Annotated in this window: 24 protein-coding genes; 15 read left to right on the plus strand and 9 right to left on the minus strand. The window is 64.4% G+C overall.

The features are described 5' to 3' along the window. Nucleotides 1-321: a flagellar transcriptional regulator FlhD gene (gene flhD, locus U5768_RS14275; protein ID WP_028202636.1), complete on the minus strand. Its 321-nt coding sequence runs from the start codon at nt 319-321 to the stop codon at nt 1-3. A 741-nt stretch (nt 322-1,062) separates the two neighbouring features. On the opposite strand from flhD, the gene U5768_RS14280 reads away from it, so the two are divergent. Further along, entirely contained in the window at nt 1,063-1,524 is a 462-nt protein-coding gene (locus U5768_RS14280; protein WP_322031050.1) for a universal stress protein, read from the plus strand. A gap of 146 nt (nt 1,525-1,670) precedes the next feature. Here the strand turns inward: U5768_RS14280 and U5768_RS14285 are convergent, their stop codons facing one another. Continuing rightward, nucleotides 1,671-2,504, minus strand: coding sequence for a helix-turn-helix transcriptional regulator (locus tag U5768_RS14285; RefSeq protein WP_322031051.1), 834 nt, complete (start codon nt 2,502-2,504; stop codon nt 1,671-1,673). Nucleotides 2,505-2,702: 198 nt separating this feature from the next. On the opposite strand from U5768_RS14285, the gene U5768_RS14290 reads away from it, so the two are divergent. From U5768_RS14290 to U5768_RS14300, 3 genes are all read left to right on the plus strand, one after another. Then, nucleotides 2,703-2,864, plus strand: coding sequence for a hypothetical protein (locus U5768_RS14290; protein WP_165822769.1), 162 nt, complete (start codon nt 2,703-2,705; stop codon nt 2,862-2,864). Nucleotides 2,865-3,107: 243 nt separating this feature from the next. Continuing rightward, nucleotides 3,108-3,539 (plus strand): DoxX family protein, encoded by a 432-nt coding sequence (locus tag U5768_RS14295; RefSeq protein ID WP_322031052.1) that lies wholly within the window; start codon nt 3,108-3,110, stop codon nt 3,537-3,539. A 95-nt stretch (nt 3,540-3,634) separates the two neighbouring features. Then, nucleotides 3,635-3,904 carry a hypothetical protein gene (locus U5768_RS14300; protein ID WP_322031053.1) on the plus strand — a complete coding sequence of 90 codons (270 nt, stop codon included), beginning with the start codon at nt 3,635-3,637 and terminating at the stop codon, nt 3,902-3,904. Nucleotides 3,905-3,968: 64 nt separating this feature from the next. Here U5768_RS14300 and U5768_RS14305 read toward each other — a convergent pair whose 3' ends face one another. After that, the gene (locus U5768_RS14305; protein ID WP_322031054.1) at nt 3,969-5,429 is read right to left on the minus strand and encodes an MFS transporter; all 1,461 of its coding nucleotides are present in this window, start codon (nt 5,427-5,429) and stop codon (nt 3,969-3,971) included. 151 nt (nt 5,430-5,580) lie between these two features. Beyond that, the gene (locus U5768_RS14310; protein ID WP_322031055.1) at nt 5,581-6,882 is read right to left on the minus strand and encodes an MFS transporter; all 1,302 of its coding nucleotides are present in this window, start codon (nt 6,880-6,882) and stop codon (nt 5,581-5,583) included. 397 nt (nt 6,883-7,279) lie between these two features. On the opposite strand from U5768_RS14310, the gene U5768_RS14315 reads away from it, so the two are divergent. Then, nucleotides 7,280-8,014 carry a response regulator transcription factor gene (locus tag U5768_RS14315; protein WP_322031056.1) on the plus strand — a complete coding sequence of 245 codons (735 nt, stop codon included), beginning with the start codon at nt 7,280-7,282 and terminating at the stop codon, nt 8,012-8,014. A 38-nt stretch (nt 8,015-8,052) separates the two neighbouring features. Here the strand turns inward: U5768_RS14315 and U5768_RS14320 are convergent, their stop codons facing one another. Both U5768_RS14320 and U5768_RS14325 read right to left on the minus strand, forming a co-directional pair. Next, nucleotides 8,053-8,310, minus strand: coding sequence for a hypothetical protein (locus tag U5768_RS14320; protein ID WP_322031186.1), 258 nt, complete (start codon nt 8,308-8,310; stop codon nt 8,053-8,055). 290 nt (nt 8,311-8,600) lie between these two features. After that, nucleotides 8,601-8,933: a hypothetical protein gene (locus U5768_RS14325; RefSeq protein WP_322031057.1), complete on the minus strand. Its 333-nt coding sequence runs from the start codon at nt 8,931-8,933 to the stop codon at nt 8,601-8,603. Between the two features lie 225 nt (nt 8,934-9,158). On the opposite strand from U5768_RS14325, the gene U5768_RS14330 reads away from it, so the two are divergent. Then, a complete protein-coding gene (locus tag U5768_RS14330; RefSeq protein ID WP_322031058.1) occupies nt 9,159-12,329 on the plus strand; it encodes a transglycosylase domain-containing protein in 3,171 nt (1,056 codons plus the stop codon). An 88-nt stretch (nt 12,330-12,417) separates the two neighbouring features. Here the strand turns inward: U5768_RS14330 and U5768_RS14335 are convergent, their stop codons facing one another. Next, nucleotides 12,418-12,966 (minus strand): glycine zipper family protein, encoded by a 549-nt coding sequence (locus U5768_RS14335; protein ID WP_322031059.1) that lies wholly within the window; start codon nt 12,964-12,966, stop codon nt 12,418-12,420. Between the two features lie 27 nt (nt 12,967-12,993). After that, on the minus strand, nt 12,994-13,392 hold the full coding sequence (locus U5768_RS14340) for a hypothetical protein (RefSeq protein WP_322031060.1): 399 nt from the start codon (nt 13,390-13,392) through the stop codon (nt 12,994-12,996). 398 nt (nt 13,393-13,790) lie between these two features. Between U5768_RS14340 and U5768_RS14345 the strand changes: the two genes are divergently transcribed. From U5768_RS14345 to U5768_RS14370, 6 genes are all read left to right on the plus strand, one after another. Then, on the plus strand, nt 13,791-14,255 hold the full coding sequence (locus tag U5768_RS14345; RefSeq protein WP_322031061.1) for a DUF2844 domain-containing protein: 465 nt from the start codon (nt 13,791-13,793) through the stop codon (nt 14,253-14,255). A gap of 17 nt (nt 14,256-14,272) precedes the next feature. After that, complete coding sequence (locus tag U5768_RS14350) at nt 14,273-15,715, plus strand: DUF3443 family protein (protein ID WP_322031062.1); 1,443 nt, start codon at nt 14,273-14,275, stop codon at nt 15,713-15,715. Nucleotides 15,716-16,063: 348 nt separating this feature from the next. Continuing rightward, nucleotides 16,064-17,761 (plus strand): PAS domain-containing methyl-accepting chemotaxis protein, encoded by a 1,698-nt coding sequence (locus U5768_RS14355; protein WP_322031063.1) that lies wholly within the window; start codon nt 16,064-16,066, stop codon nt 17,759-17,761. Nucleotides 17,762-17,776: 15 nt separating this feature from the next. Next, nucleotides 17,777-18,619 carry a protein-glutamate O-methyltransferase CheR gene (locus U5768_RS14360; RefSeq protein WP_322031064.1) on the plus strand — a complete coding sequence of 281 codons (843 nt, stop codon included), beginning with the start codon at nt 17,777-17,779 and terminating at the stop codon, nt 18,617-18,619. Next, a complete protein-coding gene (locus U5768_RS14365) occupies nt 18,603-19,142 on the plus strand; it encodes a chemotaxis protein CheD (RefSeq protein WP_322031065.1) in 540 nt (179 codons plus the stop codon). The genes U5768_RS14360 and U5768_RS14365 overlap by 17 nt, the downstream gene beginning before the upstream one ends. After that, nucleotides 19,139-20,626, plus strand: a complete 1,488-nt coding sequence (locus U5768_RS14370; protein ID WP_322031066.1) for a chemotaxis protein CheW — start codon at nt 19,139-19,141, stop codon at nt 20,624-20,626. Before U5768_RS14365 ends, U5768_RS14370 begins: the two co-directional genes overlap by 4 nt. 31 nt (nt 20,627-20,657) lie before the next feature. On the opposite strand, the gene U5768_RS14375 is transcribed toward U5768_RS14370, so the two are convergent. After that, on the minus strand, nt 20,658-21,383 hold the full coding sequence (locus tag U5768_RS14375) for a TetR/AcrR family transcriptional regulator (RefSeq protein WP_322031067.1): 726 nt from the start codon (nt 21,381-21,383) through the stop codon (nt 20,658-20,660). A 194-nt stretch (nt 21,384-21,577) separates the two neighbouring features. Here U5768_RS14375 and U5768_RS14380 point away from each other — a divergent pair, with 194 nt between their 5' ends. From U5768_RS14380 to U5768_RS14390, 3 genes are read left to right on the plus strand one after another with little or no spacing between them, the layout of a single operon-like run. After that, nucleotides 21,578-22,759, plus strand: coding sequence for an isovaleryl-CoA dehydrogenase (locus tag U5768_RS14380; RefSeq protein ID WP_322031068.1), 1,182 nt, complete (start codon nt 21,578-21,580; stop codon nt 22,757-22,759). Between the two features lie 25 nt (nt 22,760-22,784). Beyond that, a complete protein-coding gene (locus U5768_RS14385; RefSeq protein WP_322031069.1) occupies nt 22,785-24,392 on the plus strand; it encodes a carboxyl transferase domain-containing protein in 1,608 nt (535 codons plus the stop codon). A gap of 18 nt (nt 24,393-24,410) precedes the next feature. Then, nucleotides 24,411-25,199, plus strand: coding sequence for an enoyl-CoA hydratase/isomerase family protein (locus U5768_RS14390; RefSeq protein WP_322031070.1), 789 nt, complete (start codon nt 24,411-24,413; stop codon nt 25,197-25,199). The last annotated feature ends 31 nt before the right edge of the window (nt 25,200-25,230 follow it).

Below are 25,230 nucleotides of genomic sequence, written 5' to 3' on the forward strand. Positions count from 1 at the left end.
TCAGGCGAATTGGCCAGCCGGCTGTCCCGCAAGCAGGATGGCCGCATGGGTAGCCGCCACGTCGGCATGCTTTGAGGTCTGCGTGAGCGCGGACAGCATCGCATGATCGTCGAAGCGGAAAAAACAGAGAAGTTGGTCGGAAGAGGCCAACCTGACGATCTGCGCGAGCGACAGAGCGCCAAGCAGATCGGCCAGTTCCGACGACAGTCCCAGTCGGAACATCCCGACCGGCTTGTCCTCGCGCAGCATGCGCTGTGCGAGCATCAGATACGACAAATTAATTTCGCGGATAGATTCCAGCGTCTCGCTGCTACGGTCCATTTCTCTAGTTTCCGAAGCCCCGAATTTAACCCCCCGGCTTTTTCGCCGTTGTATCTTTTCTGGTCTTGTGGTCGATCTTCGCTCTTTGGCTCGATCCGACTCTTTGATACAGGTTGTTACATCTCGTAACAACCTTGGAGTGAATTGTATGAGGGCTTATCTCAGAATGCAATCCCTCGGATCAAAAATAATCGTACTGTTGTAAATTATTTTCGGTAAGTTTTGCTGCAGTTTGAAAAGCGGCTTTCGGCAAGCGGCAAGCGCCTTCGCCTGATCGCGACAACCGGCCGCATGGCCTTGGTTTATCAGGGTTTTTGCGAGCCTGTCGATGCATGCGCAACGAATCATGGCGGCGCGGAAAACACCCGCTCGCTCGAATAAACGTTTTGAAAGGAGTTACGTTGACAGGTAAAAAATACGCATCTGCGGATTAATACCTATGACGATTTAGATGTAACAGGTGTTTCGACCCTGATGCCCTGTAACAGGGCAATGTGTAACTGGGATGTTACGAGTCCCGACGGCACGAAAGGACGCGGGTTTTTGCCGATATATGCAAATGGAATAGTGCGCGGAGATCGCGCCTTTCAAACGTTTGCGAGGCGCGCGGAGCGGCACCGGCAGATGAGGACGGCGGCGCCATTTATGTCATGACGTGATATGGCTGGCATGATGAATGCGGCTGTTCGGGTACGGCGCGGTCGCTAGCCCGGCGCCGGGAATTATCGGGGGAGAAGGATCATGGCCTTGTTCAACAGAATTCTGCTGTGTTACGACGCCACGCGCGAAGGCCGTCGGGCTTTGCGCGAGGGCGCGGAGCTTGCGCGCGAATGCCACGCGCAGACGCATTTGCTGGCCGTGCTCGACCAGGCCCCGCTGCAATGGGGCACGGACATCGCCTCGGCCGTGCCGTTCGAAGCCGCGGAAGAAGCGGCGCGGGAGATTCTGCGCGACGGCGTGGCGTGCCTGCAGGACAAGGGGCTCACGGCAACGGGACACTTCGTGGTGGGCCGGCCGATCGAGGTGATTGCGAGCTACTGCGCGGAACTCCTGCCCGATCTCATCGTGCTGGCCCACCATCGGCGCGGTCCGTTCAAGCGCTGGTGGGACGGGCGCGACGACCGCCTGCTGCTCGACCGCGTGTCGTGCAGCGTGCTGGTCGTTACCGCGCCGGACCCGGAGCCGGCGAAAGCGGCGGCTTGAAAAAAAGCCGCCAACCTAAGCCGCCGGTCGGGCGCTGGGTTCGGCAAAAATCGGCGTGGGAAGTCGTCGGCCGCGTACCTGCGTTTGATGCGTGCGCGTAAATCTGGAAGGCGTTATTTCCGCTCGGTTCACGAGCGAGGCCTGTTTCAAGGCGCGTGATCGCGTAATGCCTGCGCTGTTTGCGGATCGGCGGGAAAGAAGGCTTCGATCGCCAGTTCGGAAAGCGTGATGTCGACCGGTGTGCCGAACACGGTGGTCGTACTGTAGAACGCAAGTTCGCCGAGCACCGTGCGCACGCGTAGCGGCACGGCGATGTAATGCGCCAGCGGCTCGACGACGTTCGCGCTCGCGGCGTCCGGCGGAGTGGGATACGCCGCGAGTTCCTCATGCAACGCGGCGAGTGCGGGGTCGCCGCTCGCATCGATCTGGCGTTGCAAACGCGTGAGCAGATGCGCGCGCCACGCGTGCCAGTTGACGATGCGCGGCGCCACGCCCTCGGGATGTAGCGAAAGCCGCAGCGCATTGATGGGCGCGGCGAGCAGCGCGGGCGAAGCGTCGCCGATGAGCGGCGCGAACGCGCCATTCGTGGCGACGATATTCCAGTGGCGATCCACCGCCACGGCGGGATACGGCTCGTGACCGCGCAGCACGAGATCGACCGCCTCGCGCGCGGCGGCGAGCTGCGGGTCGTCCAGGGCGCGCTCGCGGTAGAGCGGCGCATAGCCCGCCGCCACGAGTAGCGCGTTGCGTTCGCGCAGCGGCACGTCGAGTTGCTCGGCCAGATGCATGACCATCTCGCGGCTGGGCAGCGCCCGGCCCGACTCGACGAAGCTCAGATGGCGCGTCGAAATTTCGGCTTCGGTGGCGAGCAGCAACTGGCTCATGCGCCGGCGCGTGCGCCAGTCGCGCAGCATTTCGCCGACACTGCGGCGCGCGGCGCCGGATGGCGCGGCGGGGAGAAGGGACGCGAGCGTGTTCATGTCGCCGATTCTAGCGAAACGCGTGGGCGACGCGATTACGTATGAGGTAAAGAAATGGCTGGCCCCGCCGACAATGGATATATGAAAACCTTGGGTTTATGCCCCTGCTGCATTCGTGGATGACCGTTTACCCTGGCCGGCGCTATCGCCTAGAATGAAAAGTCTCACGGGTTGTGGCGTCGCTCTGAGGAGTCTGCCATGAGGGAAACCGTCGCTGCTTATCTGCTCGGACCAGGCGTCATGCTGCTGGTGTGTGCGGCTATGTGGGCCGTGTCGCGCCGCAGCAGAGGCACGCTCGAAGCGCGCCTCACTCGCTGGCTCGATGCGCATCGGCCGCACGGCATGCGGCATAAGCATTGAGCGTGCCAGCGCGGCGGCGGGTAATGTTCGAGCACCGATCGATCAGGCCCATCGCGAGCAAGGCGGCCTGCGCAGTATTAGCTGAATTACCTGGCAATCCAAATCAATTTGCCGGCTAGTTTGTTACGCCTGGGGGCACGGTGCGCCATTCTGCGAGCTGCCTCGTCTGCCCTTCCTGCGCGACGCCGAGGGAACTGACCGTGCGCCTCGCGGTCATTCCGGTATTGCATACCGGAGCCCTTCATGACCCGTCCCGCCGATTCCTTCATCATCTTCATCGGTCGCATCGCGCTCGCCATTCTGTTTCTCTGGGGCGGTGCCATGAAGCTGCTGGGATACGCGGGGTTCGTCAGCTATCTGCACTCGAAGGGCGTGCCGTATGCCTCGTATGGCGCGATCGTGGCGACCGCCATCGAACTGCTCGGCGGCATTGCGCTCGTGCTGGGCGTGCGCACGCGCGCTGTTGCGTTCCTGCTGGCCGTGTACGCTATCGTCACGGCGATACTCGGCCATGACTTCTGGAACGTGACGCAGGCCGCGGCGCAACAGGACGCGGTCATTCACTTCTGGAAAAACGTGGCGATCGCGGGCGGCTTCCTGCTGCTGAGCGTGACGGGCGCGGGACGTGCTTCCGTCGATGGCATGCGAGCGCCGCGCGGCGGTCTGCGAGGCTGACGCCTTCGCCTCGCGAGGCGCGAGTGAATGACAGCGAGTGAATGACAGCGAGTGAATGACAACCACCGGGCAACCGGGTGTAAAGGGAGCAGGCCTTGATACAAAACTTCGACTTCAATGTGGCGGGCAAGACCGAGCAGCTTTGCGCGAGCCTTGCCGAAGACGGCACGCGGCGCGTGTTCATCAGCTATGCGGATACCGCGAAGACGCTGGTGATTCTCGACGGCACCGGCCTCCTCGGTGCGCTCAAGGCGGAACTCGAGGAGCCCGCCGAACTGATCGCGCACGCCATCCGCAAGGCGCAAAACGATGGCTTGATCGCGCGCGCAATCGACTCCGGCGCGATTCAGGAGGCTTCGCTGTAGGGCTGGCGCCGCGGTTTCCACCGCGGTTCGCCATGAGAGCGGGCGTGGAAAACCGCAAAAAATATCAGGGCGATTCCGGTTCGTTCATTCGCGTCGGCGCGGCGCGGCGCGCGCCCGCATGCGCCGGATCGGTCCTCACGAACCACGCAAGGCCGGCCGCCGTGAGCAGGAGCGCGGCCGAGACCGCCGTTTCCGCGCGCAGGCCGGCCACCACCTCCGCTGCCGCCCCGCCGCCCGCGAGCGCGCCGAACGCCGCCACGCCCACCGCACCGCCTGCCTGGCGCGCCGTGTTGAGCAGCGCCGAGGCCGTGCCGGCGCGGTCCGGTTCGACCGAGGAAAGCACGGCAGTGGTCATCGCGGGCACGGCGAGACCCATGCCCGAGGGAATCAGCAGGAAGGCGAGCATGACGAAGGCAAGCGGCGTCGTGGCGCCCACGCCGATCAGCAGCGCGTAGCCCGCACCGGCTATTAGCGCGCCGACGATCATCGGCCGGCGCGTGCCGTAATGCGCCACCACATGGCCGCTCACGATATTCGAAAGCAGGAAGCCGCCAGTGAGCGGAATGAACGCGAGGCCCGCCTGCAGCGGCGTCTCGCCCCGTGCATGCTGGAGATAAAGCGCGAGCACGAACACGGTGCCGTAATAGGTGAGATTCACGCAGATCCCGAACAGCACCGCCGCGCTGAACGTGCGGTTGCGCAGCATGGCGAGCGGCACCATGGGGTCGCGTGTGCGCGCTTCGAGCGCGACGAACGCAAACCCCGCCACGAGCGCGAGTGCGAAGCCGCCCGCCACGGCCCAGTGCATGAAGCCGAGCGGCCGCCATTCGATCACGGCGCCCGTAAAGGCGGTGAGCGCCACGACGGCGAGTAGCTGGCCGGGCACGTCGAGGCTGCGCACGGCGGACGTCTCGGGATCGTTCGCATGACGGCGCGGCGCGGGAATCCAGGCGAGCGTCGCCCAAAGGCCGGCCGCGCACAGCGGCAGGTTGACGAGAAAAATGCTGCGCCAGCCGAACGCCGCGATCAGCAGCCCGCCCGCCACGGGACCCGCGGCGATGGAAATGGCGCCCGCTGCGGTCCAGAAGCCCACCGCGCGCGCTCTGAGCCCGCGGTCGTGGCGGCACGCTTCGTTGAGCAGCGCGAGCGAGTTGGGCAGCATGGCCGCCGCGCCCGCGCCCTGCACCGCGCGGGAGGCGATCAGCATGACCGGATTGGCGGCGAGCCCGCAGGCCAGCGAGGCGAGCGCGAACACGACGAGGCCGGCGGCGTAGAGGCGTCGCGCGCCGTAGCGGTCGCCTAGTACGCCGCCCGAGAGCATCAGCACGGCGAAGGCGAGCGTGTAGGCGTCGACGATCCATTGCAGGCCCGCGACGTTCGCATGGAGATCGCTTGCGATGCGCGCGAGCGCGATATTGACGATGGTGACGTCGAGCTGCGTGACGACGAACCCGACGCTGACGGTCGCGACGATACGCGTGAGCGCGGGCGTGAAGTGGACGGGGGTGGGGTGTGAGGTATTCATGCGCCCATGGTAGGACGCTCGCCGGCTTCGACGTTTCAGCGCGACGTGAACCGTCGCGGGTGAATCGTCGAAACCGCCGGCGAATCGGGCCGGCCCGGGTCCGGCCCGGCGGCATGCGCCCTGAATGTGTTCGGAGCGCATGGAGAAGCACTTACTGCTCCCGCTGCGGGTCCTTGAAGAACAGCGTCGTGAGCGCGCCGAGCGCGCAGATCGCGGCGACGTAATAAGCCGGCGCGAGCGGCGCGGACTTCATCAGCAGCGCGACGACGATCGGCGTGAGGCCGCCGAACACGGCGTACGCCACGTTGTACGAAAACGAGATGCCCGAGAAGCGCACCACGGGCGGGAACGCATTCACCATCACATACGGCACCGCGCCGATCGTGCCCACCAGCAGCCCGCAGAGCGCGTAGAGCGGCATGAGCATCGAGGTGTCCACGGCGACCTGGCGGAACAGCACATAGTACGAAATCGCTAGCGCGACGCCGCCGATGGCCAGCACGCGGCGCGCGCCGAAACGGTCCGCGAGCGCGCCCGCGCTTACGCAGCCCACGGTCAGGAAGAGCGTCGCCACGCAGTTGGCGAGCAGCGCCGTGGTGGCGTCGAGATGGAACTGCTTCTGCAACAGCGGCGGCGTCATGAGGATCACGACGACGATGGCGGCCGACAGCATCCACGTGAGCAGCATCGAGACGATCACGGCGCGGCCGTGGTCGCGCAGGACGGCCTTGAGCGGAATTTCGCCGGCTAGCGACTTGCGCGCTTTCATCTCCGCGAACACGGGCGTTTCGTGCAGCCACTGGCGCAGATACACCGAAAACATGCCGAACAGCCCGCCGATCAGGAACGGAATGCGCCAAGCATACGCGGCGATGTCGCCCGGCGCGTAATGATGGTTGACGGCTGCCGCGATCAGCGATCCGAGCAGGATGCCGAACGTGAGGCCCGCCGTGAGCGTGCCGCACGCATAGCCGATATGGCGGCGCGGCACGTGCTCGGAGACGAACACCCACGCGCCCGGCACCTCGCCGCCCACGGCCGCGCCTTGCAGCACGCGCAGCGCGAGCAGCAGCACGGGGGCCAGCACGCCGATCGTCGCATAGGTGGGCAGGCAGCCCATGGCGAGCGTGGGCAGCGCCATCAGCAGCACGGAGAGCGTGAACATGCGCTTGCGGCCGAGCAGGTCGCCGAAGTGCGCCATGACGATGCCGCCGAGCGGCCGCGCGAGATAGCCGGCCGCGAAAATGCCGAAAGTCTGGAGCTGGCGCAGCCAGTCGGGAATCGTTGCGGGGAAGAACAACTGGCCGATAGCCGGCGCGAAGAACACGAAGATGATGAAGTCGTAGAACTCGAGGGCGCCGCCCAGCGCGGCGAGCCCGAGCGTCTTGTAGTCGCCGCGGGTGAGCGCGCGCGCAGCGGCAGGCGTGCGCACGCCAATGTCTGTTGCTTGCATTTCCGAAAAACCAGGGTGTTGTTATGTACGACGTTGTACGTAGCGCGTGAAGAACGCGTATGGACGTTCGTGATGGCCGAATTTGCCTGGTGCGCGCGTGGCGCGGGGGCGGCGGTCGTCGGGTAAGCGGGCGCAAGGGTGGGGCACGGCAACAGCGCGTCCGCGCGGGTGGGCGGACGTGCCGACGACTTCAGGCCAGAGCGCGATTCTACAGGAAGCCCCTTGCCGAAAAGAGGCGCGCCCGCTGCGCCCGGCCTCGGTCCGTCAGAGCGCGCATGCGCCGCTGTCGGAAAGCGCTGGGATCGCCTGGATTTCAGACTCGTCCGATGGGCAGATTTTGCACATATCCACAAAATCGCCCGCTCCAATCCAATATTCGAAGATCAAGGGGCCCACCATGCGCATCGCGATTTTTCAGCGCGACGCTGACCACCGTCAGCAGCTCGAGCGCGTGCTCACGCAATGCGGTCACGCGTGCATGCCGTTCAGCGATGCGCTGTTGCTTGCCAGGACGCTGGCCGCATCGACCGTCGACATGCTCGTGCTCGACTGGCAGGGCTCGCAAATCGCCGGCACGGAACTGCTGAGAACATTGCGGGCGGTGAACGGCAGCCAGATTCCGGTGCTGTTCGTTTCCGAGGACGCCTCCGACGAAAGCGTGGTGCGAGCCTTTTCTGTGGGCGCGGACGACTATGTGAGCTTGCCGGTCTGCCCTTCCGTGCTGCGCGCGCGCGTGAATGCGCTGCTGCGCCGCGCGTTTCCCGACCGTTACGAGAACTTGACGATCGACGCCGGTCCCTATCATTTCGACATGCGGCGTCAGGCGGTCAGCGTGCACGGCAAACCCGTGCTGCTCTCGACCACGCAATACCGTCTTGCCGCGCTGTTCTTCTCGAACGTCGGGCGCGTGCTTTCGCGCGATCATATTTACGCGATGGTGTGGGGACGCGAGTTGCATACGCTGACGCGCACGATAGACAGCCACGTGTCGCGGCTGCGCTTGCTGCTGGAGATCGAGACGCCGAACGGCTTCCGGTTGCAGCCGGTTTACAAGAGCGGTTACCGGCTACTGCGTTTGCAGGACGAAAACGAGGCGCTCGCCGCCGAAGGCGCGGAATTCGAATCGGCTTGAGGCGTGGCGCGGCGATCGGATCAGGCGGTTCGATAACCTCAGCGCCCCAGACCGAGCCCTTGCAGCACGGCATTGCCTTCCGACGTGAGGCGGATGCGTGCATCGCCCGCGCTGTCCTGCACCTGCTCCACGAGGCCGGCTTCCTGGAGCATGGGGATCTCAGGTTTGGCGCTCGCATCGATGGGCGCATGCAGCAGCAACAAAAGCGTCGCAAGCTCGTGGTGGCTCAGCAACCGGCGCAACAAGGTGCGGCGAGCGGGCTTTGCCTCGCTGTCGACCGGACTCGTCGCCTGGATCTGCGGATCTTGCTGTTTCACGGAACCTCCTGCTGCGTTCGTTTCTATGTTCGTTTCTTCCGGGTGAAGCGATGATGCGCAGGAAGACTTAAGCGATTCTTAAAACGGCCGGCGAAAATGTGTCATCGCGCTACACGGCGCGCATGAATGTAAAAGGCTGTAATGGAAGGCCGCCCAGCCGCACGAAAATCCGCGAAAACGCTTTCAATCGGGCTTTCAATCGGACTTTCAAGCGCGCTTTCAACCCGCACACATCGCGGAGGCCGCAACGAAAGCGGCCCGTCAGGCGTTCAAGGCGCGCAGGTTTTGCTCGCGCCCTCGATCCACAGATTCGAGGCGTGGCGTTTGCCGGCGTAATAGCGGTAGGTGGTCGCGCCGTTGTCCGTGCGGACCTTGATGACGTTCGAGTCTGCGAACTCCAGCATCTTGCCTTGCGGCAACGGCGTGGTGGTAAAGCTTGCGTTGTGGCGCTGGGCTTCCACGGTCAGACACGAGATCACGTCCTGAACCGACCGGGTGGTTGTGGAATCGATGACCGGCTGACCCGAGTCCGGATTGCTCTGAAACCACGCGCACGCGCCGAGCGTGAGCGAAAAGGCGAGAGGCACGGCGAGCTTTTTCATATTTCTCCGTATCGAACGAAATAACCAACCATTATATCGGGAGCATGTCCCGTGCCACGATGCGCTCGCGAATTGCCGCAAAACGGTCACGCATCGGGCATAGGTGTTGCAGCGGTGCGACGTGCGTGCGGAGCCCTACATACCGGCACCCAGGAACTTGCGGAGCGAGATAGACTATCTGAGGGGTGCCGTCTGGAAATCTGACGTGATGTCAGGAGAATACGTATGAACCGCCCATCGGTACGCTTTCCTGTTCGCGTCGCTGGCGCTGGCTCACTCTTCCGGTGGGTCAAGTGGGGTTTCATCGTCGCGTTTCTGGCCGCCCTCGTCATCATCGCGCGCATCGTACAGATCGAAATCGACACGTCTCGTCTTCAGGCGCGCTACCTCTCCGAACTCACGCGCGACATCGGCTTTACCGTGGAAAGCGGTCCGAGCCACAGCATCCGCTTTCCCACCACGAACGGGCCGTACGACGTGCGGCTCGGTTATGCCCAGTTGCCCACCTTCGAAAACCGGCTGGCGGAACGCGGTTTCACGATCGCGGCGCAGGCGCGCGATTCAGACCGCATGATCGCCGTGGCGGACCAGGGGCTTTTCCTCCCTTTCGAAGAAAAGGATCAGGCCGGGATCGTGCTGCGCGACGCTTCGGGCGCCACGCTTTTCCATACGCGTTATCCGCAGCGCGCTTACGACAATTTCGACGCGGTGCCGCCCGTGGTGCGCGACTCGCTGCTGTTCATCGAAGACAAATACCTGCTCGCCCAGGACCAGCCGAACCGCAATCCGGCCATCGACTGGGGGCGTTTTAGCCACGCGCTCGTCGATCAGGGCGCGCGCCTCGTGAACCGGCATCAGCAAACGCCGGGCGGCAGCACGCTGGCCACGCAGATCGAGAAGTTCCGGCACTCGTCGGGCGGCCGCACCTCCACGCCGCCGGAGAAGCTGCGCCAGATCGCATCCGCGTCGCTGCGCGCTTACCTGGACGGCCCGCAGACCATGCCTGCGCGCCAGCAGATTCTCGTGCATTACCTGAATTCGGTGCCGCTTTCCGCCAAGGCCGGCGTGGGCGAAGTCAGCGGTCTCGGCGACGGCCTCGCCGCCTGGTATGGGCGCGATTTCCGCGACGTCAATCGCATCCTGCGCGCCCCGCTCACGCCCGAGACGCTCGATGCTCAGGCGCTGGCGTTCCGCCAGGTGCTCTCGCTGCTGATCGCCCAGCGCGCGCCGTCGTACTTTCTGCAAAAGAACAACGACGCCCTCGCGAAACTGACCGACAGTTATATCCGTCTGCTCGGCGCCGGCGGCGTGATCACGCCCGCGCTGCGCGACGCCGCCCTCGCCACGCAGCTTTCGCTCGACCGCTCGAAGCCGTCGCGGCGCGCGCCGGTTTCGTTCGTGGACCGCAAGGCGGTGTTGACGCTGCGCACCCAGCTCATGCAGGCACTCGGACTCACTACGCTTTACGACCTCGACCGCCTCGACCTCACCGCGACGGCGACGCTGGACGACAGCGTGCAGCAGGCTGTGAGCGACCGCCTCGCGGACGCCGCGACGAAGGACGGCGCGCGCCAGGCGGGCCTGGTGGGCTTCGAGATGCTGCGCCCATCCGACGATCCCTCGAAGATCGCCTATAGCTTCACGCTGTTCGAGCGCAGCAACGGCGAGAACCTCGTGCGCGTGCAGACGGACAGCGTGAACCAGCCGTTCGACATCAATTCGGGCGCGCGCCTGAATCTGGGATCGACCGCGAAGCTGCGCACGCTCGTGACGTATCTGCAGATCGTGAGTGCGCTGCACGCGCGCTACGCCGCCGACGACGCGAAGTCGTTGCGCGCGATGCTGCCGCAAGTCGATCCGGGCGATGCGCTTACGCGTTGGGCGATCGACTATCTTTCGAAGACGTCCGACCGCTCGCTGCATTCCATGCTTGAAGCGGCCGTCGAGCGAAAATACTCGGCGAATCCTGGCGAGACGTTCTACACGGGCGGCGGCGCGCAGAGCTTCAACAATTTCGAATCGAGCGACAACGCGCAAATTCTCACCGTGCACCGCGCGTTCCAGCATTCGGTGAATCTGGTGTTCGTGCGGCTCATGCGCGACATCGTTCACTACGAGATGATCCAGACTTCGGGGCCGCCCGCGCAATGGCTCGACGATCCGGTCGTGCGCACGCGCTTCCTCACGCAGTTCGCCGATGGCGAAAGCCAGGTCTACATGAAGCGCTTCTACACGCGCTACGCGGGCAAGAGCAACGACGAAGCGCTGGCGATTCTGCTTCAGCACACGCGCAAGGGGCCGGCGCGCATTGCGACCGTGCTGCGCAGCGTGAAGCCCGATGGCAAGTTGCCGTGGTTCGACGCACAGATGCGCGCGCAACTCAAGAACACGAAGTTCCAGTGGCTCGACGACGAAGATCTTGCGCACTACTACGAGAAGTACGCAATCGACAAATTCAACCTCAACGATCGCGGCTATATTGCGGGCATTCATCCGCTCGAACTGTGGTTGCTGAATTACCTGCGCGAGCACCCGGATGCGACGCTCGCGCAGGTGCAGCAGGCGAGCCGCGACACGCGGCTCTATACCTACTCGTGGCTCTTCAAGACGAAGTATCACGCCACCCAGAACCGGCGCATTCGCCACATGATCGAGTTGCGCGCGTATGAGGCGATCGGCAAGTCCTGGCGCGCGGTGGGTTATCCGTTCGACAGCATCACGCCTTCGTATGGCGCGGCGATCGGTGCGTCGGGCGACCGGCCCGCGGCGCTCGCACAACTGATCGGCCTCATATCGAGCAACGGCGAAAAGCTGCCCACGCATAGCTTCGAGTCGCTCGACTTCGCGCGCGGCACGCCTTACGAGACGCACTTCGTGCATGCATCCACGCAGCCGCAGCCGCTGATTTCGCCGGAAATTTCGCAGGTAGTGCGCGAGTTGCTGACGTCGGTGGTGGAAGGCGGCACGGCCAAGCGGCTCGCCGACGGCATGACGCTGCCCGACGGCAAGACGCTGGCGGTCTACGGCAAGACCGGCACCGGCGACCAGCGCTTTAACGTGTACGCGCCGGGTGCGCGACTCATCGAATCGCGCAAGGTGAACCGCAGCGCGACCTTCGTGTTCGTGATCGGCAACCGCTTCTACGGCACGCTCACGGCATGGGTGCATGAGCCGTATGCCGCGCGCTACACGTTCACGAGTGCGCTCTCCGTGCAACTGCTGAAGTCGCTCGCGCCGGTGTTGCAGCCGCTGCTCGAATCGAGAACGGGAACGGACGGCGACGTGAAGCCCGATCCCGTGCACGCCGCGCAGCAGATGACGCTCATCGACCCGCAATCGGGCGAAATGCGCCGTGTCGTGTGGAACGGCAAAGCGCTGGAACTGAGCGCACACTGATCCGGGTTATTCGGAATCCAGATTAAAACGCGAGGCTGGCGCAGATGCGCCGAGCCTCGCGTTTTGCTTTATGCGGTCAATGTCCGCTTCAATATCCACTTGGCGGCGGAGGCGGCGACCCCGGGGGAGGCGGCGGCATATAGCGCGGCGGCGGCGCGTTCTGGAACTGCTGCTGCGGCGCCTGATATTGCTGGGGCTGCGACATCGTCATGTTGCCGGGCGCCGGAATGCGGTTGCCGGTGGCGTACATGCATTGCAGATAGGCATAGTCGTAGCGGCGCTGCACGTCCCACGCGGAATTCTGGGAGCTGCCCATGCCGACCGCGCTGCCCGCGAGCAGGCCCGCACCCGCACCAATGGCCGCGCCCTGGCCGCCGCCGAACGCGGCGCCCGCGGCCGCGCCGAGCGCAGTGCCCACCACGGCGCTGCCCACGCCCGCGCCCGTTGCCGCCTGGTTCGCGGTGACGCCGCCTACCTGCTGGAAGGCGAACTGGCGGCAGTTCGCATCGTCGGCGCGGAACTGGTCGAAGGTCTTGCCCGTGCCGGGGAGCGCCATCACGCTCGGCCCCGTCGGCGTTACGGCGCACGCGCTCAGCAGTCCTGCTGTGGCGAGTAGCGCGAGATACGCGTATTTCATGTGCGGCTCGATATCGTCAAGGTGTGTTCAGTTCGAAGGCGCCGGCTGGGCGGGGACCGCGCGCCAGCCCGACGAACATTGCTTTACATAGGGATAGTAGGTCCTGGACTCGTCGCAGTAATACCAGGTGTCGGCGTTTTCCTGCTGGCCGCCCGCGGCATCGCCGGGCGGGGCATCGGCGGGCCCTTGCTGCGGGTCCATCGCCGGGGCGCCGGCTTGCCCCTGCTCGATGTAATCGGGCGCCTGCGGTTGCGGCGGCGCGACGATGACGGGCGCCGGCGCATAGTAATAGGGTGCGGGCGCGACCGGATAGTAATACGGCACACCGGCGCCGAAATACACGCCGACATGCGCCGCCTGTGCTACGCCGCACACGCCGGCAAGCGCGGCCGCGGCGGCCCCGAGAAACAGTTTCGACCTTCTCACACACGATCTCCAGAACGGGCAGGCTGGGGCAACGGCGCACGCCAGCCAATTATCAAACGCTATGACATTGGCCGAATCAATGCAATTACGCGAATTGCACCGATTTTTCGAGTTGTTACAACGCGTGGGCAAGTGTTAGGGCGCAAGCGCGGCCCGGGGCACGTACGGCGCGCCACGGCGGGCTTCGCGGGTCCCGCCTGGCGAAAACGCGCGCAGCCGCTTGTAACAATTGGATATCGATACGTCATAGAAACGGCTCCCCTGGGCAACCACCAAATCGAAAAGCCATTTCGATTTTCTGGCCCGAAGCCTTTCGTTAGATTGACATAGACTTTTTGCGCCGTACCACCATAGAGCGCCCTGTGCGCTCGCTCCACGGAATTAATAAGGACTACGACTTGAAGAAAAATCTTACTTGTCTTGTCGCAATGTCGCTGCTGGCTGCGTCGCCGGCGTGGGCCGCGCTGGGAGGAAAGCCTACCTATGCGGGTGTGAACAGCGCGCCCGACGCCCGTGTTCTCGCTGCCGGCAAGCCCGCCGCCGCGTCCTGGACCGTCAATACCTCGACCCTCGCCAACGGCACGACGGTCCGCGAATACCTTGACGCGACAGGCGTCGTTTTCGCTGTCTCGTGGCGCGGGCCGCGCGTCGTGTCGCTCGAAACGCTGCTCGGCAGCTATTTCCCCGCGTGGCAGAAAGGACTCGCTGGCGCCCAGGCGGCACGCGGCGGCGGCTATGGACCGGTCGCGCTGCGCGAGGACGATCTCGTCGTGGAATCGGGCGGCCACATGGGCGCGCTAACGGGGCGGGCCTGGCTGCCGCGGGCGCTGCCGCAAGGCATGAGCACGGAACAGATCCAGTAAGGCAACGGGGAGACGCAATGAAAAGACTCACATGGATATCGGCGCTCATCCTGAGCTTTGCACTGACCGCGTGCGGCGGCGGTGGTGGAGGAGGCGGCGACAGCGTCGCGCCCGCAAAACCGGCCTCAGGCTCGACGGGCGGTACGAGCGGCGCTGGGCAGGCGGGCGGGAGCGGCAGCGGATCCGGGGCCTCGGGTTCGGCGGCTTCGGGTGCTTCGGCCGCGTCTGCACCCTCGCCAGCCTCCGCGCCCTCCCCGGCCTCGGGAGCGGCTGATTCCGGCTCGGGCGCATCGGGTTCGTCCGGCTCGGGCTCGGGTTCGGGTTCGGGCGCCAGCGGCGGGGCAACCGCCGATGCGGGCAACACCGTGCCCGTGCGCATTTCATCGGCGACGAGAGTGCGCAATTTCCCGCTCGTGAGCGTGACGATCTGCCAGCCGAACAGCGGCGCGCAGGCTAGCTGCGCTACGATCGACAACGTGTTGCTCGACACCGGTTCGTTCGGCCTGCGCCTCTACGCCTCGGCGATTCCTTCCGCGACGCTCGCCGCACTGCCCGTGCAGACCGATGCGGGCAGCGGCAACCGGGTTGCCGTATGCGCCGCGTTCGGCTCCGGCCACACATGGGGCAGCTTGCGCAACGCCGACGTCAAGCTCTCGCAGGAGGTCGCCGCCGCCGTGCCGATCCAGGTGATGAGCGATCCGGCCATCGTGTCCGGAACGCCGGATGCCTGCGTGTGGAACACGGCGCTCAATTCGCCTGCCGTGCTGGGCGCGAACGGCATCCTCGGCATCGGCAACGCGCGCTACGATTGCGGTCCGGCCTGCGCGGCATCGGTGGTGGAAGGCTATTATTACGCCGATACGAACCCGGGCACGCCCGTTGCCATGCCGCTCGCCCGGCAGGTCATCAATCCCGTGGCGCGGTTCCCGGTCGACAACAACGGCGTCATTGTCGACATGCCCGCGGTTCCGTCACAAGGCGCGAGCGCGGTGGTCGGCACGCTCACGTTCGGCATCGACACCCAGGCGAACAACCTGCTGAGCGGCACTGGCGCGACGGTCCTTGCCACGGACAGTTACGGCAACTTTGTCGCGAAGTACAGCGGTTCGACGGCGGTGACGGGATTCATCGATTCGGGATCGAATGCCACCTTCTTCGATGACAGTTCGATCGTGCAATACAACGGATTCTTCGCGCCGCCGGGCAACTGGACACGCAATGTCGTGCTGAACGACGCGACCGGCGCGAGCGAAAACGTGACGGTGAACATCGGCAATGCGTTCGCGCTACTCGCTTCGAGTAACTTCGCCTTCAACAACCTCACGGCTTATATGGCTCAAACGGTCGATCTCGGCTTGCCGTTCTTTCTTGGGCGGCGGGTCTACTACGGGATCGACGGCGCGCGCTCCGCAGGCGGTGGAAGCGGCCCCTATGTGGCCTATATGAATCGCCAGCCTTGAGCGGCAACCCGGCAAACGAAAGCGCACTGTAAAGTGCGCTTTTTTTATTTCCGGAATATCAATTGAATCCGCCTAAAACGTTTTCAATGCCAATGGCGGGAAATGGCATTTTTATTACCATTTTTCATTAATCAAGGTCTGAATCGCTCTCCGAAAAGAAAACGTTTGCCTTAGCGGAAACCCCTGGTCAAGTTCGCCAAATAGTGAGCCGTTAACGCAAGGGTAAGAGATGCAGCATTCAGGCGCGACGAGCGCACCATAAGAACCCAGAGAGAAATCGCCCGACCCTGACGGCGCGACACCGCAATCCGATGTGCATCGAAAGCGCAACCAATTGAGGGCAAGACCATGGAACAATCGACGCCGGATCGTCAGATCGAATTGCGCGAACTAAGCGCGGTCAATGCGGCATTGAATCGCGTACAGGCGGTAATTGAATTCGACCTTCAAGGCACCATTCTTTACGCCAACGAAAATTTCCTCGCGACGCTCGGCTATACGCTCGATGAAGTGCGCGGCAAGCACCACAGGATATTTTGTGATCCTGATTATGTTCGCACAGAAGAATACCGGCAGTTCTGGGAACGGCTTGGCCGCGGCGAGTTCGATCGCGGCGAATACCGGCGCGTAGGGCGCGGCGGCCGCGAGATCTGGATCAACGCATCGTACAACCCGGTGATCGACGATAACGGCCGCCCTTACAAGGTCATCAAGTTCGCCACCGACATCACCGCCGTGAAGCAGCAGCACGCGGAATACGAAGGGCGGCTGCGCGCCATCGACAAGGCCCAGGCCGTGATCGAGTTCGACACGGGCGGCATTGTGCTGCATGCGAACCAGAATTTCCTCGATACGCTGGGCTATCGTCTCGAAGAAATTCTCGGCAAGCATCACCGTTTGTTTTGCGAGGAGGCGTACGCGGCGAGCCCCGAATATCGCGAGTTCTGGGCCAAGCTCAATCGCGGCGAGTTCGACACCGGGCGTTACAAGCGCATCGCGAGGGGCGGCCGCGTGGTCTGGATCCAGGCGACCTACAATCCGATCTTCGACGTGAATGGCCGGCTCTACAAGGTCATCAAATTCGCCAACGACGTGACCGCCCAGGTCGAACTCGAAGAGAGCGTGCAGCGCCGCGCGCAAGACGATCAGCGCAAGGTCGAGAAACTGCTGGGCGTGGTGAGCCGTGCCGCCGCGGGCGACCTGACGGGCGACATCGAGGTGCACGGCGAGGAGCCGATCGACCAGTTGGCCGGCGGCATCAAGGGCATGATGAGCGACCTCGCGAGCGTGATCGGCAAGGTGGTCGAATCGGCGGGCACGTTCAAGGACTCTTCGCAGGACATCGCGGCGCGCGCGGACACCGTGGCGAGCGGCGCGCAGTTGCTCGGCGCGACGGTCGAGGAAATGAACGCGTCGATCGAGGAACTCACGGCGTCCATCAACTCGATCGCCGACAATTCGCGCGGCGCTGACCAGCTCGCCAAGGACACACAGCAGGAAGCGGAACGCGGCGCGAAGGCCGTGACGCGCTCGATCGAGGCCATGGAGCTGATCAACCGCTCGTCGGAGGATATCGGCGAGATCATCAAGGTCATTGGCGAGATCGCCAGCCAGACCAATCTGCTCGCGTTCAACGCGGCGATCGAGGCGGCGCGCGCGGGCGAGCACGGCCTCGGCTTCTCCGTGGTCGCCGACGAAGTGCGCAAGCTCGCTGAACGCTCTTCGCAGGCGACGAAGGAAATCTCGAAGCTCATCAACGAGTCGGTGAAGCGCGTCGCCCAGGGCAGCGAAATTTCGAAGCAGGCGGGCGAGGCGTTCGAGAAGATCGTGGCCGGTGTGAGCCGCACGACCCAGGCGATTTCGGAAATTTCATGCGGCGCGGACGAGCAACTCGTCGCGGCCCGCGAGGTGAGCGCCGCGATTCAGCAGGTAGCCGAAGAAACGGAGAAGTCGGCGGGCGCGTGCGACACCATTGCGCGCGCGGCGGCGTCGCTCAAGGGCGGGGCGCTGGGTCTCGACACGACGGTCGCGCGTTTCGTGGTGTGATGTCTGGAGGTTGCAGTGGATATCGATCAGGATGCCGAACTGTCGGTGCGTAACGCGCTGTTCGAGCAGGTGCGCCGCCATACCGGCATCGCAATGAACGAGCGCAAGTGGACCATGCTCAAGGGCCGCTTGCGCCGCCGCATCATGACGCTCGGGTTGCCCGGCTATCGCGACTATTTGCGCGTGCTCGACGGCAGCGCGGACGAAGTGCGCGATTTCATCGACCTCGTGACGACGAACGAAACATCGTTCTTCCGGACGCCGCGCATCTGGGAGTATCTCGCGGGCGAGTTCCTGCCGGGGTGGGTGGCGAAGCGAACGGGCGAGCCCTTGCGCGTGTGGTCGGCGGCGGCGTCGAGCGGCGAGGAAGCGTGGACGACGGCCATGCTGTGCGAGGAATTCCGCTTGCTGCATCCTTCACTGCGCTACGCGATTCTCGGGACCGATATCTCGGACGGCATTCTTGCGAACGCGCGCGCTGGCCACTACGCCGGCCGCAGCATGGAAAACCTGCGCCAGCAGCGGCCCGAACTCGTGCAGCGGTATTTCCGCGGCGACGCGGCGGGTATCAGCGTGAGCGAGGCTTTGCGCACGCACGTGAGCTTTCGCCGCCACAACCTCTACCACGTGCCGCGCGATCTGGGCCAGTTCGATATCGTGTTGTTGCGCAACGTGCTGATCTATTTCGATCCCGAGGGCCAGAAGGCCGTGCTCGCCAACGTTCGGCGGGCGATGCGGCCGGGCGCCGTGCTGATCGTGGGCGAGTCCGAATCGTTGAGCCGCATGGCGGCGGGCTTCGCCTTCGAGCAGCCGCTCATCTATCGCAACGAGGAACGTGAGCATGAGCATCCAGCGTGACGTGCAGGTGCGAATGTGCGAAATCGCCGTGAGCAGCGGCGAGGAAGCGAAGATCCTGCGCGCGACGCTGGGGTCGTGCGTGGGCATCGGTCTGCTGTGGCGCTCGCGTGCGACTTACGGGCTCGCGCATTGTCTGCTGCCCGAGCCTGCCGGCGGCGCGCGGGCCTGCGGTGCATCGCAGGCCGGCAACGGCGCAAAGTATGTGATCGAGGCGTTGCCGAAGCTGCTAGCCATGATGCACGCGGACGAGGCGCGCGAGGGCGATATCGAAGCCGTGCTCGCGGGCGGCGCGAACATGATGCATCACCGCACGACGATACACGAACCGATCGGAGAACTGAACGTTCGCATCGCGCGCCAGATGCTGACGGATGCGCGCCTGAAACTCGTGCACGTCGATGTGGGCGGCGAGTGCGGACGCCAGTTGACTATCGACTGCGAACTGCATCACTACGCGGTACGCCATTTTTCGCGCTCGCCCGAGCGGCAAGCGCAATCGCCGGAACCGGGAGCCGCAAGATGACGCTACGCACCCTTGCAGCCGGTCCGAACGTCGAGTTGTACGGCTCGTTCCATCTGGCAGGCACCGAACTGGCGCTGCCCGTGGCAGCCTTGCAGGAAGTCGTCAATCCGCCCGGCACGCTGGCCGCGATCCCGCTAGCGCCGCCGTATCTGCTCGGGCTTTTTAACCTGCGCGGCACGTTGATTCCCGTATTCGATCTGCGGCAGTTGTTGCGCCTGGGCGCGGAGAGTACGAGCGCGGCGCGCAAGGTCGCCATCGTCGAATCGGGCGGCGTTCGCGTGGGGCTGCTATTCGACGCGACGGGCGAAATTCTGCGCGTGCCGCGCGAGCAGGTGATCACGCTCGACGTGCCCGAGGGCAGCCCGCCTATGGCGATCGGCGCGGTGCTCAAGCTCGACGGCGGCGAGCGCATTTTGCAGGTGCTCGCGCCCGCGGTGCTGCTCAGCTTGCGCGACATGCCGCAGTTCGCGCAGGCGGCGCCGCGCGCGGCCGAGCGGCGTGCGCACCAGGGGCAGCGCCGCCAGAACGTGTCGTTCAAGGTGGGCGCGACGGCGCTCGCGCTGCCGATGGACGCGATTCAGGAAATCATCCGCGTGCCGGCCTTGCAGCAGTCGCCGCTGGCCAGCGAGGTTTGCATCGGCATGCTGAACCTGCGCGGCGCGACGCTTCCGGTGCTCGATTTCAGCGCGCTTCTCGGCTTCACGCCCGCGAGCGGCGAGCCGGCGCGCGTGGACGAGCGGCGCATTATCGTGCTTCATCGCCACGACCTGCATTTCGGCGTGCTGGTGGACGAAGTGGCGAGCATCGTTGCATACCGCGAGGAAGACCTGCTGCCCATGCCGGCCTATGGCGGCAATGCGCAGCGCTCGCTGTTCGCGGGCTATCTGGCGGCCGAAGACGGCCCGGGCGTGCTGCTCATGAACGCGGACGCGTTGTTCGCCAACGAGCGCGTGGTGGCGCTGGCGGCGGGTCATCGCGATCTGTATCGCAACGCGCTCGCGCAGGCGGCGCAAAAACGCGGGGCAGGCACGCGGCAAACGTTCGTCACGTTCCGCATCGGCCAGTTGATCGGCGTGCGCATCGCCCAGTTGCGCGAGGTGATCGACTATCGCGACGACATCGTGCATACGCCGGGGCTGCCCGGCGTCGTGCGCGGCATGCTCAACCTGCGCGGCGTGCTCGTGACCGTGATCGACGTGCGCGCGATGTATGGCATGCCGCCGTATGAGGATCTCGCGCGTGCGAAGGTTCTGATCGTCGAATACGAGCGCGAAAAATACGGACTGCTTGTCGATTCGGTCGAGGATATCGTGACGCTGACGAGCGCGGCGCAGCTTACCTTGCCGCCGGCATTCACGCGCAGCGAAGGCACGCGCGCGCACAACGACATGCGCGAAGCCGTGGAACTGCCGGGCAAGGGCACGCTGATGCTGCTCGACCCCGCCTCGCTATGCGCGCGCGTGGCCGAGGAAGCGGCGGCTTGATCGTTAGCGGAGGCGCACGGAAGCGCACCGACTAGCGCGCGGCGCGTTCGCGTTCGAGCCGGCGCACGGCTTCGCTCACATCCTGACTGAACTGCGCGAGCGCGGCGAGTTCGAGGTTGGGCGGCTGGAGGGCCGACCAGAGCGCGTCGACGAGGCGCTCGGCCGTGGCGTCGATGTCCGTGCGGCGGTTGGCGAGCGTCGCGTCCCACAGCACGTGCTCCATGGGGCCGAATACCAGCGAACGCAGCAGCCGCAGCGGCAGATCGTTGCGGATCTGCCCGTTCTCCTGGCCGCGCGCGAGCACGCGCATGAGCGGCGCCGTATAGCGGCGCTGCATTTCCGTGAGCGCTTCGCTCAGATCGTGATGCCGCGTGCGGCCCTCCGAAAGCACCAGTTCGCAGATGCCCGTGCCGCTTTCCAGCATCAACTGCAGATGCATGCGCACGATGAATGCAAACTGCTGGCGCACCGTGCCGTCGCGCGGCAGGCCGCCTTCGATCGCGGCGATCGATTCGTCGTACCAGTCGCCGATTACGCGCGCACACAACTCCCGCTTGCCCCGAAAGTAGCTGAACACCGTCGCCTCGGACACGCCCAGGCGCTGCGCGATTTCGGCGGTCGTGGCGCGTGCGTACCCTTTTTCCGAGAACACATCGCGCCCCGCCTGCAGGATTTCGCGCACGCGCTGCTGCGACTTGCGACCGGCCGGCTGGCGGCGCGACGCGGGCAGGACGGCTTTCTGGGCGACGGCTTGCATATTGAGCCTGATTCAATTTGCGTCAAAGTAGAATTCATTATCCACGAAAGAAACGCCATGGAACAAGGAAATTTACGCTTCGACAGGACTTGAGCATCACTCAGAAATACCTATTGACGCTTACGTAAATCTGGCGTGAAATGTGCGTCCATGGGGCGAAGCACCGCCCGGACCGAGATTCTCTGGAGACACACATGAGCAACGTACCCGGTTTGCAGTTCCCGCTTGGCGAAGAAGTCGAAATGCTGCGCGACAGCATTGCAGGCTTCGCGGCGAAGGAAATCGCGCCGCGCGCGGGCGAAATCGACCGCACCGACCAGTTCCCGATGGACCTGTGGCGCAAGTTCGGCGACCTGGGCGTGCTCGGCATGACGGTTTCGGAGGAGTACGGCGGCGCGAACATGGGCTACACGGCGCATATGGTCGCGATGGAGGAAATTTCGCGCGCATCCGCCTCGGTCGGCCTCTCGTACGGCGCGCATTCGAACCTGTGCGTGAACCAGATCCACCGCAACGGCACCGAGGCGCAAAAGCGCAAGTACCTGCCGAAGCTCGTTTCCGGCGAACACGTCGGGGCGCTCGCCATGAGCGAGCCCAATGCGGGCTCGGACGTCGTGAGCATGAAGCTGCGCGCCGAAAAGAAAGGCGACCGCTACGTGCTCAACGGCACGAAGATGTGGATCACCAACGGCCCGGATTGCGACACGCTCGTCGTCTACGCGAAAACCGATCCTGAAGCGGGCTCGCGCGGCATGACGGCGTTCATCGTCGAGAAGGGCATGAAGGGATTTTCGGTTGCGCAGAAGCTGGACAAGCTGGGGATGCGCGGCTCGCATACGGGCGAACTCGTGTTCCAGGACGTGGAAGTGCCTGAAGAGAACGTCCTCGGCCAGCTCAACGGCGGCGTGAAGGTGCTGATGAGCGGCCTCGACTACGAGCGCGCCGTGCTCGCGGGCGGCCCCACCGGCATCATGGCCGCGGTCATGGACGCCGTGGTGCCGTACATTCACGACCGCAAGCAGTTCGGTCAGCCCATCGGCGAATTCCAGCTCATTCAGGGCAAGGTCGCCGACCTCTACACGACCTACCAGGCGTGCCGCGCGTATCTCTACGCGGTGGGCCGTCAGCTCGACACGCTCGGCAAAGACCACGTGCGCCAGGTGCGCAAGGACTGCGCGGGCGTAATTCTCTACACCGCCGAAAAGGCCACGTGGATGGCGGGCGAAGCCATTCAGATTCTGGGTGGCAATGGCTATATCAACGAGTATCCCGTCGGGCGTCTCTGGCGCGACGCGAAGCTCTACGAAATCGGCGCGGGCACGAGCGAGATTCGCCGCATGCTGATCGGCCGCGAACTGTTCGCAGAAACGATGTAATCCTAAGTGATTGAGGAAGCACGAGATGCCGATCATTGAATCGAAGCTCAATCCGCGTTCGGAGGACTTCAAGGCCAATACCGCGGCGCTCGAAGCGCTCGTCGCGGACCTGCGCGAGAAGATCCAGAAGCTAACGCTTGGCGGCGGCCAGGCCGCGCGCGACAAGCACCTCTCGCGCGGCAAGCTGCTGCCGCGCGATCGCATCGCGCAACTGCTCGATCCGGGCACGCCGTTTCTGGAGCTTTCGCAGCTCGCGGCTTACGGCATGTACAACGACGACGCGCCCGGCGCGGGCATCATCACGGGCATTGGCCGCATTGCGGGGCAAGAATGCGTGATCGTCTGCAATGACGCCACGGTGAAGGGCGGCACGTACTATCCCGTCACGGTGAAGAAGCACGTGCGCGCGCAGGAAATCGCGCAGGAAAACCGGTTGCCGTGCGTGTATCTCGTCGATTCGGGCGGTGCGAATCTACCGAATCAGGATGAAGTGTTTCCGGATCGCGATCACTTCGGCCGCATCTTCTATAACCAGGCGAATCTTTCGGCGCAGGGTATTCCGCAGATTGCCGTGGTGATGGGCTCGTGTACGGCGGGCGGCGCGTATGTGCCGGCCATGAGCGACGAGTCGATCATCGTGAAGAACCAGGGCACGATTTTCCTCGGCGGCCCGCCGCTCGTGAAGGCGGCGACGGGCGAGGAAGTGAGCGCCGAAGACCTGGGCGGCGGCGACGTGCATACGCGTCTTTCCGGCGTGGTCGACCATCTCGCGCAGAACGACGCGCACGCGCTCGCAATTGCGCGCTCGATCGTCGGCAATCTGAACCGCACGAAAACGCCGCCCGTGGTGCTGCGCGAACCGTTGCCGCCGCGCTTCGATGCGAAAAGCCTCTATGGTGTGATTCCCGTGGATACGCGCAAGCCTTTCGACGTGCGCGAGGTGATCGCCCGCATCGTCGACGACTCGGCTTTCGACGAATTCAAGGCGCGCTACGGCACCACGCTCGTGACCGGCTTCGCGCACATCTGGGGCCACCCGGTGGGGATCATCGCGAACAACGGTATTTTGTTCTCCGAATCGGCGTTGAAGGGTTCGCACTTCATTGAGCTGTGCTGCCAGCGCAAGATTCCGCTGGTGTTCCTGCAGAACATCACGGGCTTCATGGTGGGCCGCAAGTACGAGAACGAAGGCATTGCGCGCAACGGCGCGAAGATGGTGACGGCAGTGGCCACGGCAAAAGTGCCGAAATTCACGGTCATCATCGGCGGCTCATTTGGCGCAGGCAACTACGGCATGTGCGGCCGCGCGTATTCGCCGCGCTTCCTGTGGATGTGGCCGAACGCGCGCATTTCGGTAATGGGCGGCGAGCAGGCCGCATCCGTGCTTGCGACGGTGCGTCGCGACGGCATCGAAGCGAAGGGCGGCACGTGGAGCGCCGAAGAAGAAAATGCGTTCAAGCAGCCGATTCGCGACCAGTACGAACTGCAGGGCCATCCGTATTACGCGAGCGCGCGCCTGTGGGACGACGGCGTGATCGACCCGGCGCAAACGCGCGACGTGCTCGGCCTCGGCCTTTCCGCCACGATGAATGCGCCTATCGAAGATACGCGCTTCGGCGTGTTCCGCATGTGACGCATCGAGGACCAGACAATGCCATACGAAACGCTCACTGTTGAAATTGTCGGACACGTGGCGACGGTCACGCTCAATCGGCCCGACGTGCGCAACGCGTTCAACGAGGCGATGATCGCAGACGTCACGGCCGCATTCACCGCGCTCGGCGCGCGCGATGACGTGCGCGCGATCGTGCTCGCCGGCAACGGCAAGGCCTTTTGCGCGGGCGCGGACCTGAACTGGATGCGCAAGATGGCCGGCTATTCCGACGAGGAAAATCGCGCCGACGCCATGCGTCTCGCGCAAATGTTATCGGCTGTCTATCGCTGCCCGAAGCCGGTCGTCGCGCGCGTGCATGGCGACGCCTACGCGGGCGGCATGGGCCTCGTGTGCGCGGCGGACATCGTGGTGGCCGTGGAAACCGCGCACTTCTGCCTTTCCGAAGCGCGCCTCGGTCTTATGCCCGCCACGATCGCGCCTTACGTGATTCGCGCGCTCGGCGAGCAGGCGTCGCGCCGCTACTTCGTAACCGCCGAAGCCTTCGATTGCGCCACCGCGCAGCGGCTCGGTCTCGTGAGCGAAGCCGTGAGCGCGGCAGCACTCGATTCGACTGTGCAACGCATTGCCGAAACGCTTTGCGCGAACAGTCCGAACGCCGTGCGCGAGTGCAAGCAACTCGTGCAGGATGTAGCGGGCCAAACGATCGATAACGCGTTGATCGAAGACACCGCCGTTCGCATTGCACGTATTCGCGCAAGCGAGGAAGGACGCGACGGCGTGTCGTCGTTCCTGGAAAAGCGCACGCCGCGCTGGCGCGATCAATAAAGAGCAGGCAAGAAGCAGGGAACGAAGCGAG

This window comes from Paraburkholderia sp. J76 (genome assembly GCF_905220295.1).
GTDB lineage: Bacteria > Pseudomonadota > Gammaproteobacteria > Burkholderiales > Burkholderiaceae > Paraburkholderia.

What these genes read in the sequence shown, in the direction of transcription:
- U5768_RS14380 (WP_322031068.1), top strand. Translation starts at nt 21,578, where the DNA reads ATGAGCAACGTACCCGGTTTGCAGTTCCCGCTTGGCGAAGAAGTCGAA.
- U5768_RS14295 (WP_322031052.1), top strand. Translation starts at nt 3,108, where the DNA reads ATGACCCGTCCCGCCGATTCCTTCATCATCTTCATCGGTCGCATCGCG.
- U5768_RS14290 (WP_165822769.1), top strand. Translation starts at nt 2,703, where the DNA reads ATGAGGGAAACCGTCGCTGCTTATCTGCTCGGACCAGGCGTCATGCTG.
- flhD (WP_028202636.1), bottom strand. Translation starts at nt 321, where the DNA reads ATGGACCGTAGCAGCGAGACGCTGGAATCTATCCGCGAAATTAATTTG.
- U5768_RS14330 (WP_322031058.1), top strand. Translation starts at nt 9,159, where the DNA reads ATGAACCGCCCATCGGTACGCTTTCCTGTTCGCGTCGCTGGCGCTGGC.
- U5768_RS14355 (WP_322031063.1), top strand. Translation starts at nt 16,064, where the DNA reads ATGGAACAATCGACGCCGGATCGTCAGATCGAATTGCGCGAACTAAGC.
- U5768_RS14365 (WP_322031065.1), top strand. Translation starts at nt 18,603, where the DNA reads ATGAGCATCCAGCGTGACGTGCAGGTGCGAATGTGCGAAATCGCCGTG.
- U5768_RS14305 (WP_322031054.1), bottom strand. Translation starts at nt 5,429, where the DNA reads ATGAATACCTCACACCCCACCCCCGTCCACTTCACGCCCGCGCTCACG.
- U5768_RS14375 (WP_322031067.1), bottom strand. Translation starts at nt 21,383, where the DNA reads ATGCAAGCCGTCGCCCAGAAAGCCGTCCTGCCCGCGTCGCGCCGCCAG.
- U5768_RS14385 (WP_322031069.1), top strand. Translation starts at nt 22,785, where the DNA reads ATGCCGATCATTGAATCGAAGCTCAATCCGCGTTCGGAGGACTTCAAG.
- U5768_RS14325 (WP_322031057.1), bottom strand. Translation starts at nt 8,933, where the DNA reads ATGAAAAAGCTCGCCGTGCCTCTCGCCTTTTCGCTCACGCTCGGCGCG.
- U5768_RS14280 (WP_322031050.1), top strand. Translation starts at nt 1,063, where the DNA reads ATGGCCTTGTTCAACAGAATTCTGCTGTGTTACGACGCCACGCGCGAA.
- U5768_RS14285 (WP_322031051.1), bottom strand. Translation starts at nt 2,504, where the DNA reads ATGAACACGCTCGCGTCCCTTCTCCCCGCCGCGCCATCCGGCGCCGCG.
- U5768_RS14370 (WP_322031066.1), top strand. Translation starts at nt 19,139, where the DNA reads ATGACGCTACGCACCCTTGCAGCCGGTCCGAACGTCGAGTTGTACGGC.
- U5768_RS14315 (WP_322031056.1), top strand. Translation starts at nt 7,280, where the DNA reads ATGCGCATCGCGATTTTTCAGCGCGACGCTGACCACCGTCAGCAGCTC.
- U5768_RS14310 (WP_322031055.1), bottom strand. Translation starts at nt 6,882, where the DNA reads ATGCAAGCAACAGACATTGGCGTGCGCACGCCTGCCGCTGCGCGCGCG.
- U5768_RS14350 (WP_322031062.1), top strand. Translation starts at nt 14,273, where the DNA reads ATGAAAAGACTCACATGGATATCGGCGCTCATCCTGAGCTTTGCACTG.
- U5768_RS14390 (WP_322031070.1), top strand. Translation starts at nt 24,411, where the DNA reads ATGCCATACGAAACGCTCACTGTTGAAATTGTCGGACACGTGGCGACG.
- U5768_RS14335 (WP_322031059.1), bottom strand. Translation starts at nt 12,966, where the DNA reads ATGAAATACGCGTATCTCGCGCTACTCGCCACAGCAGGACTGCTGAGC.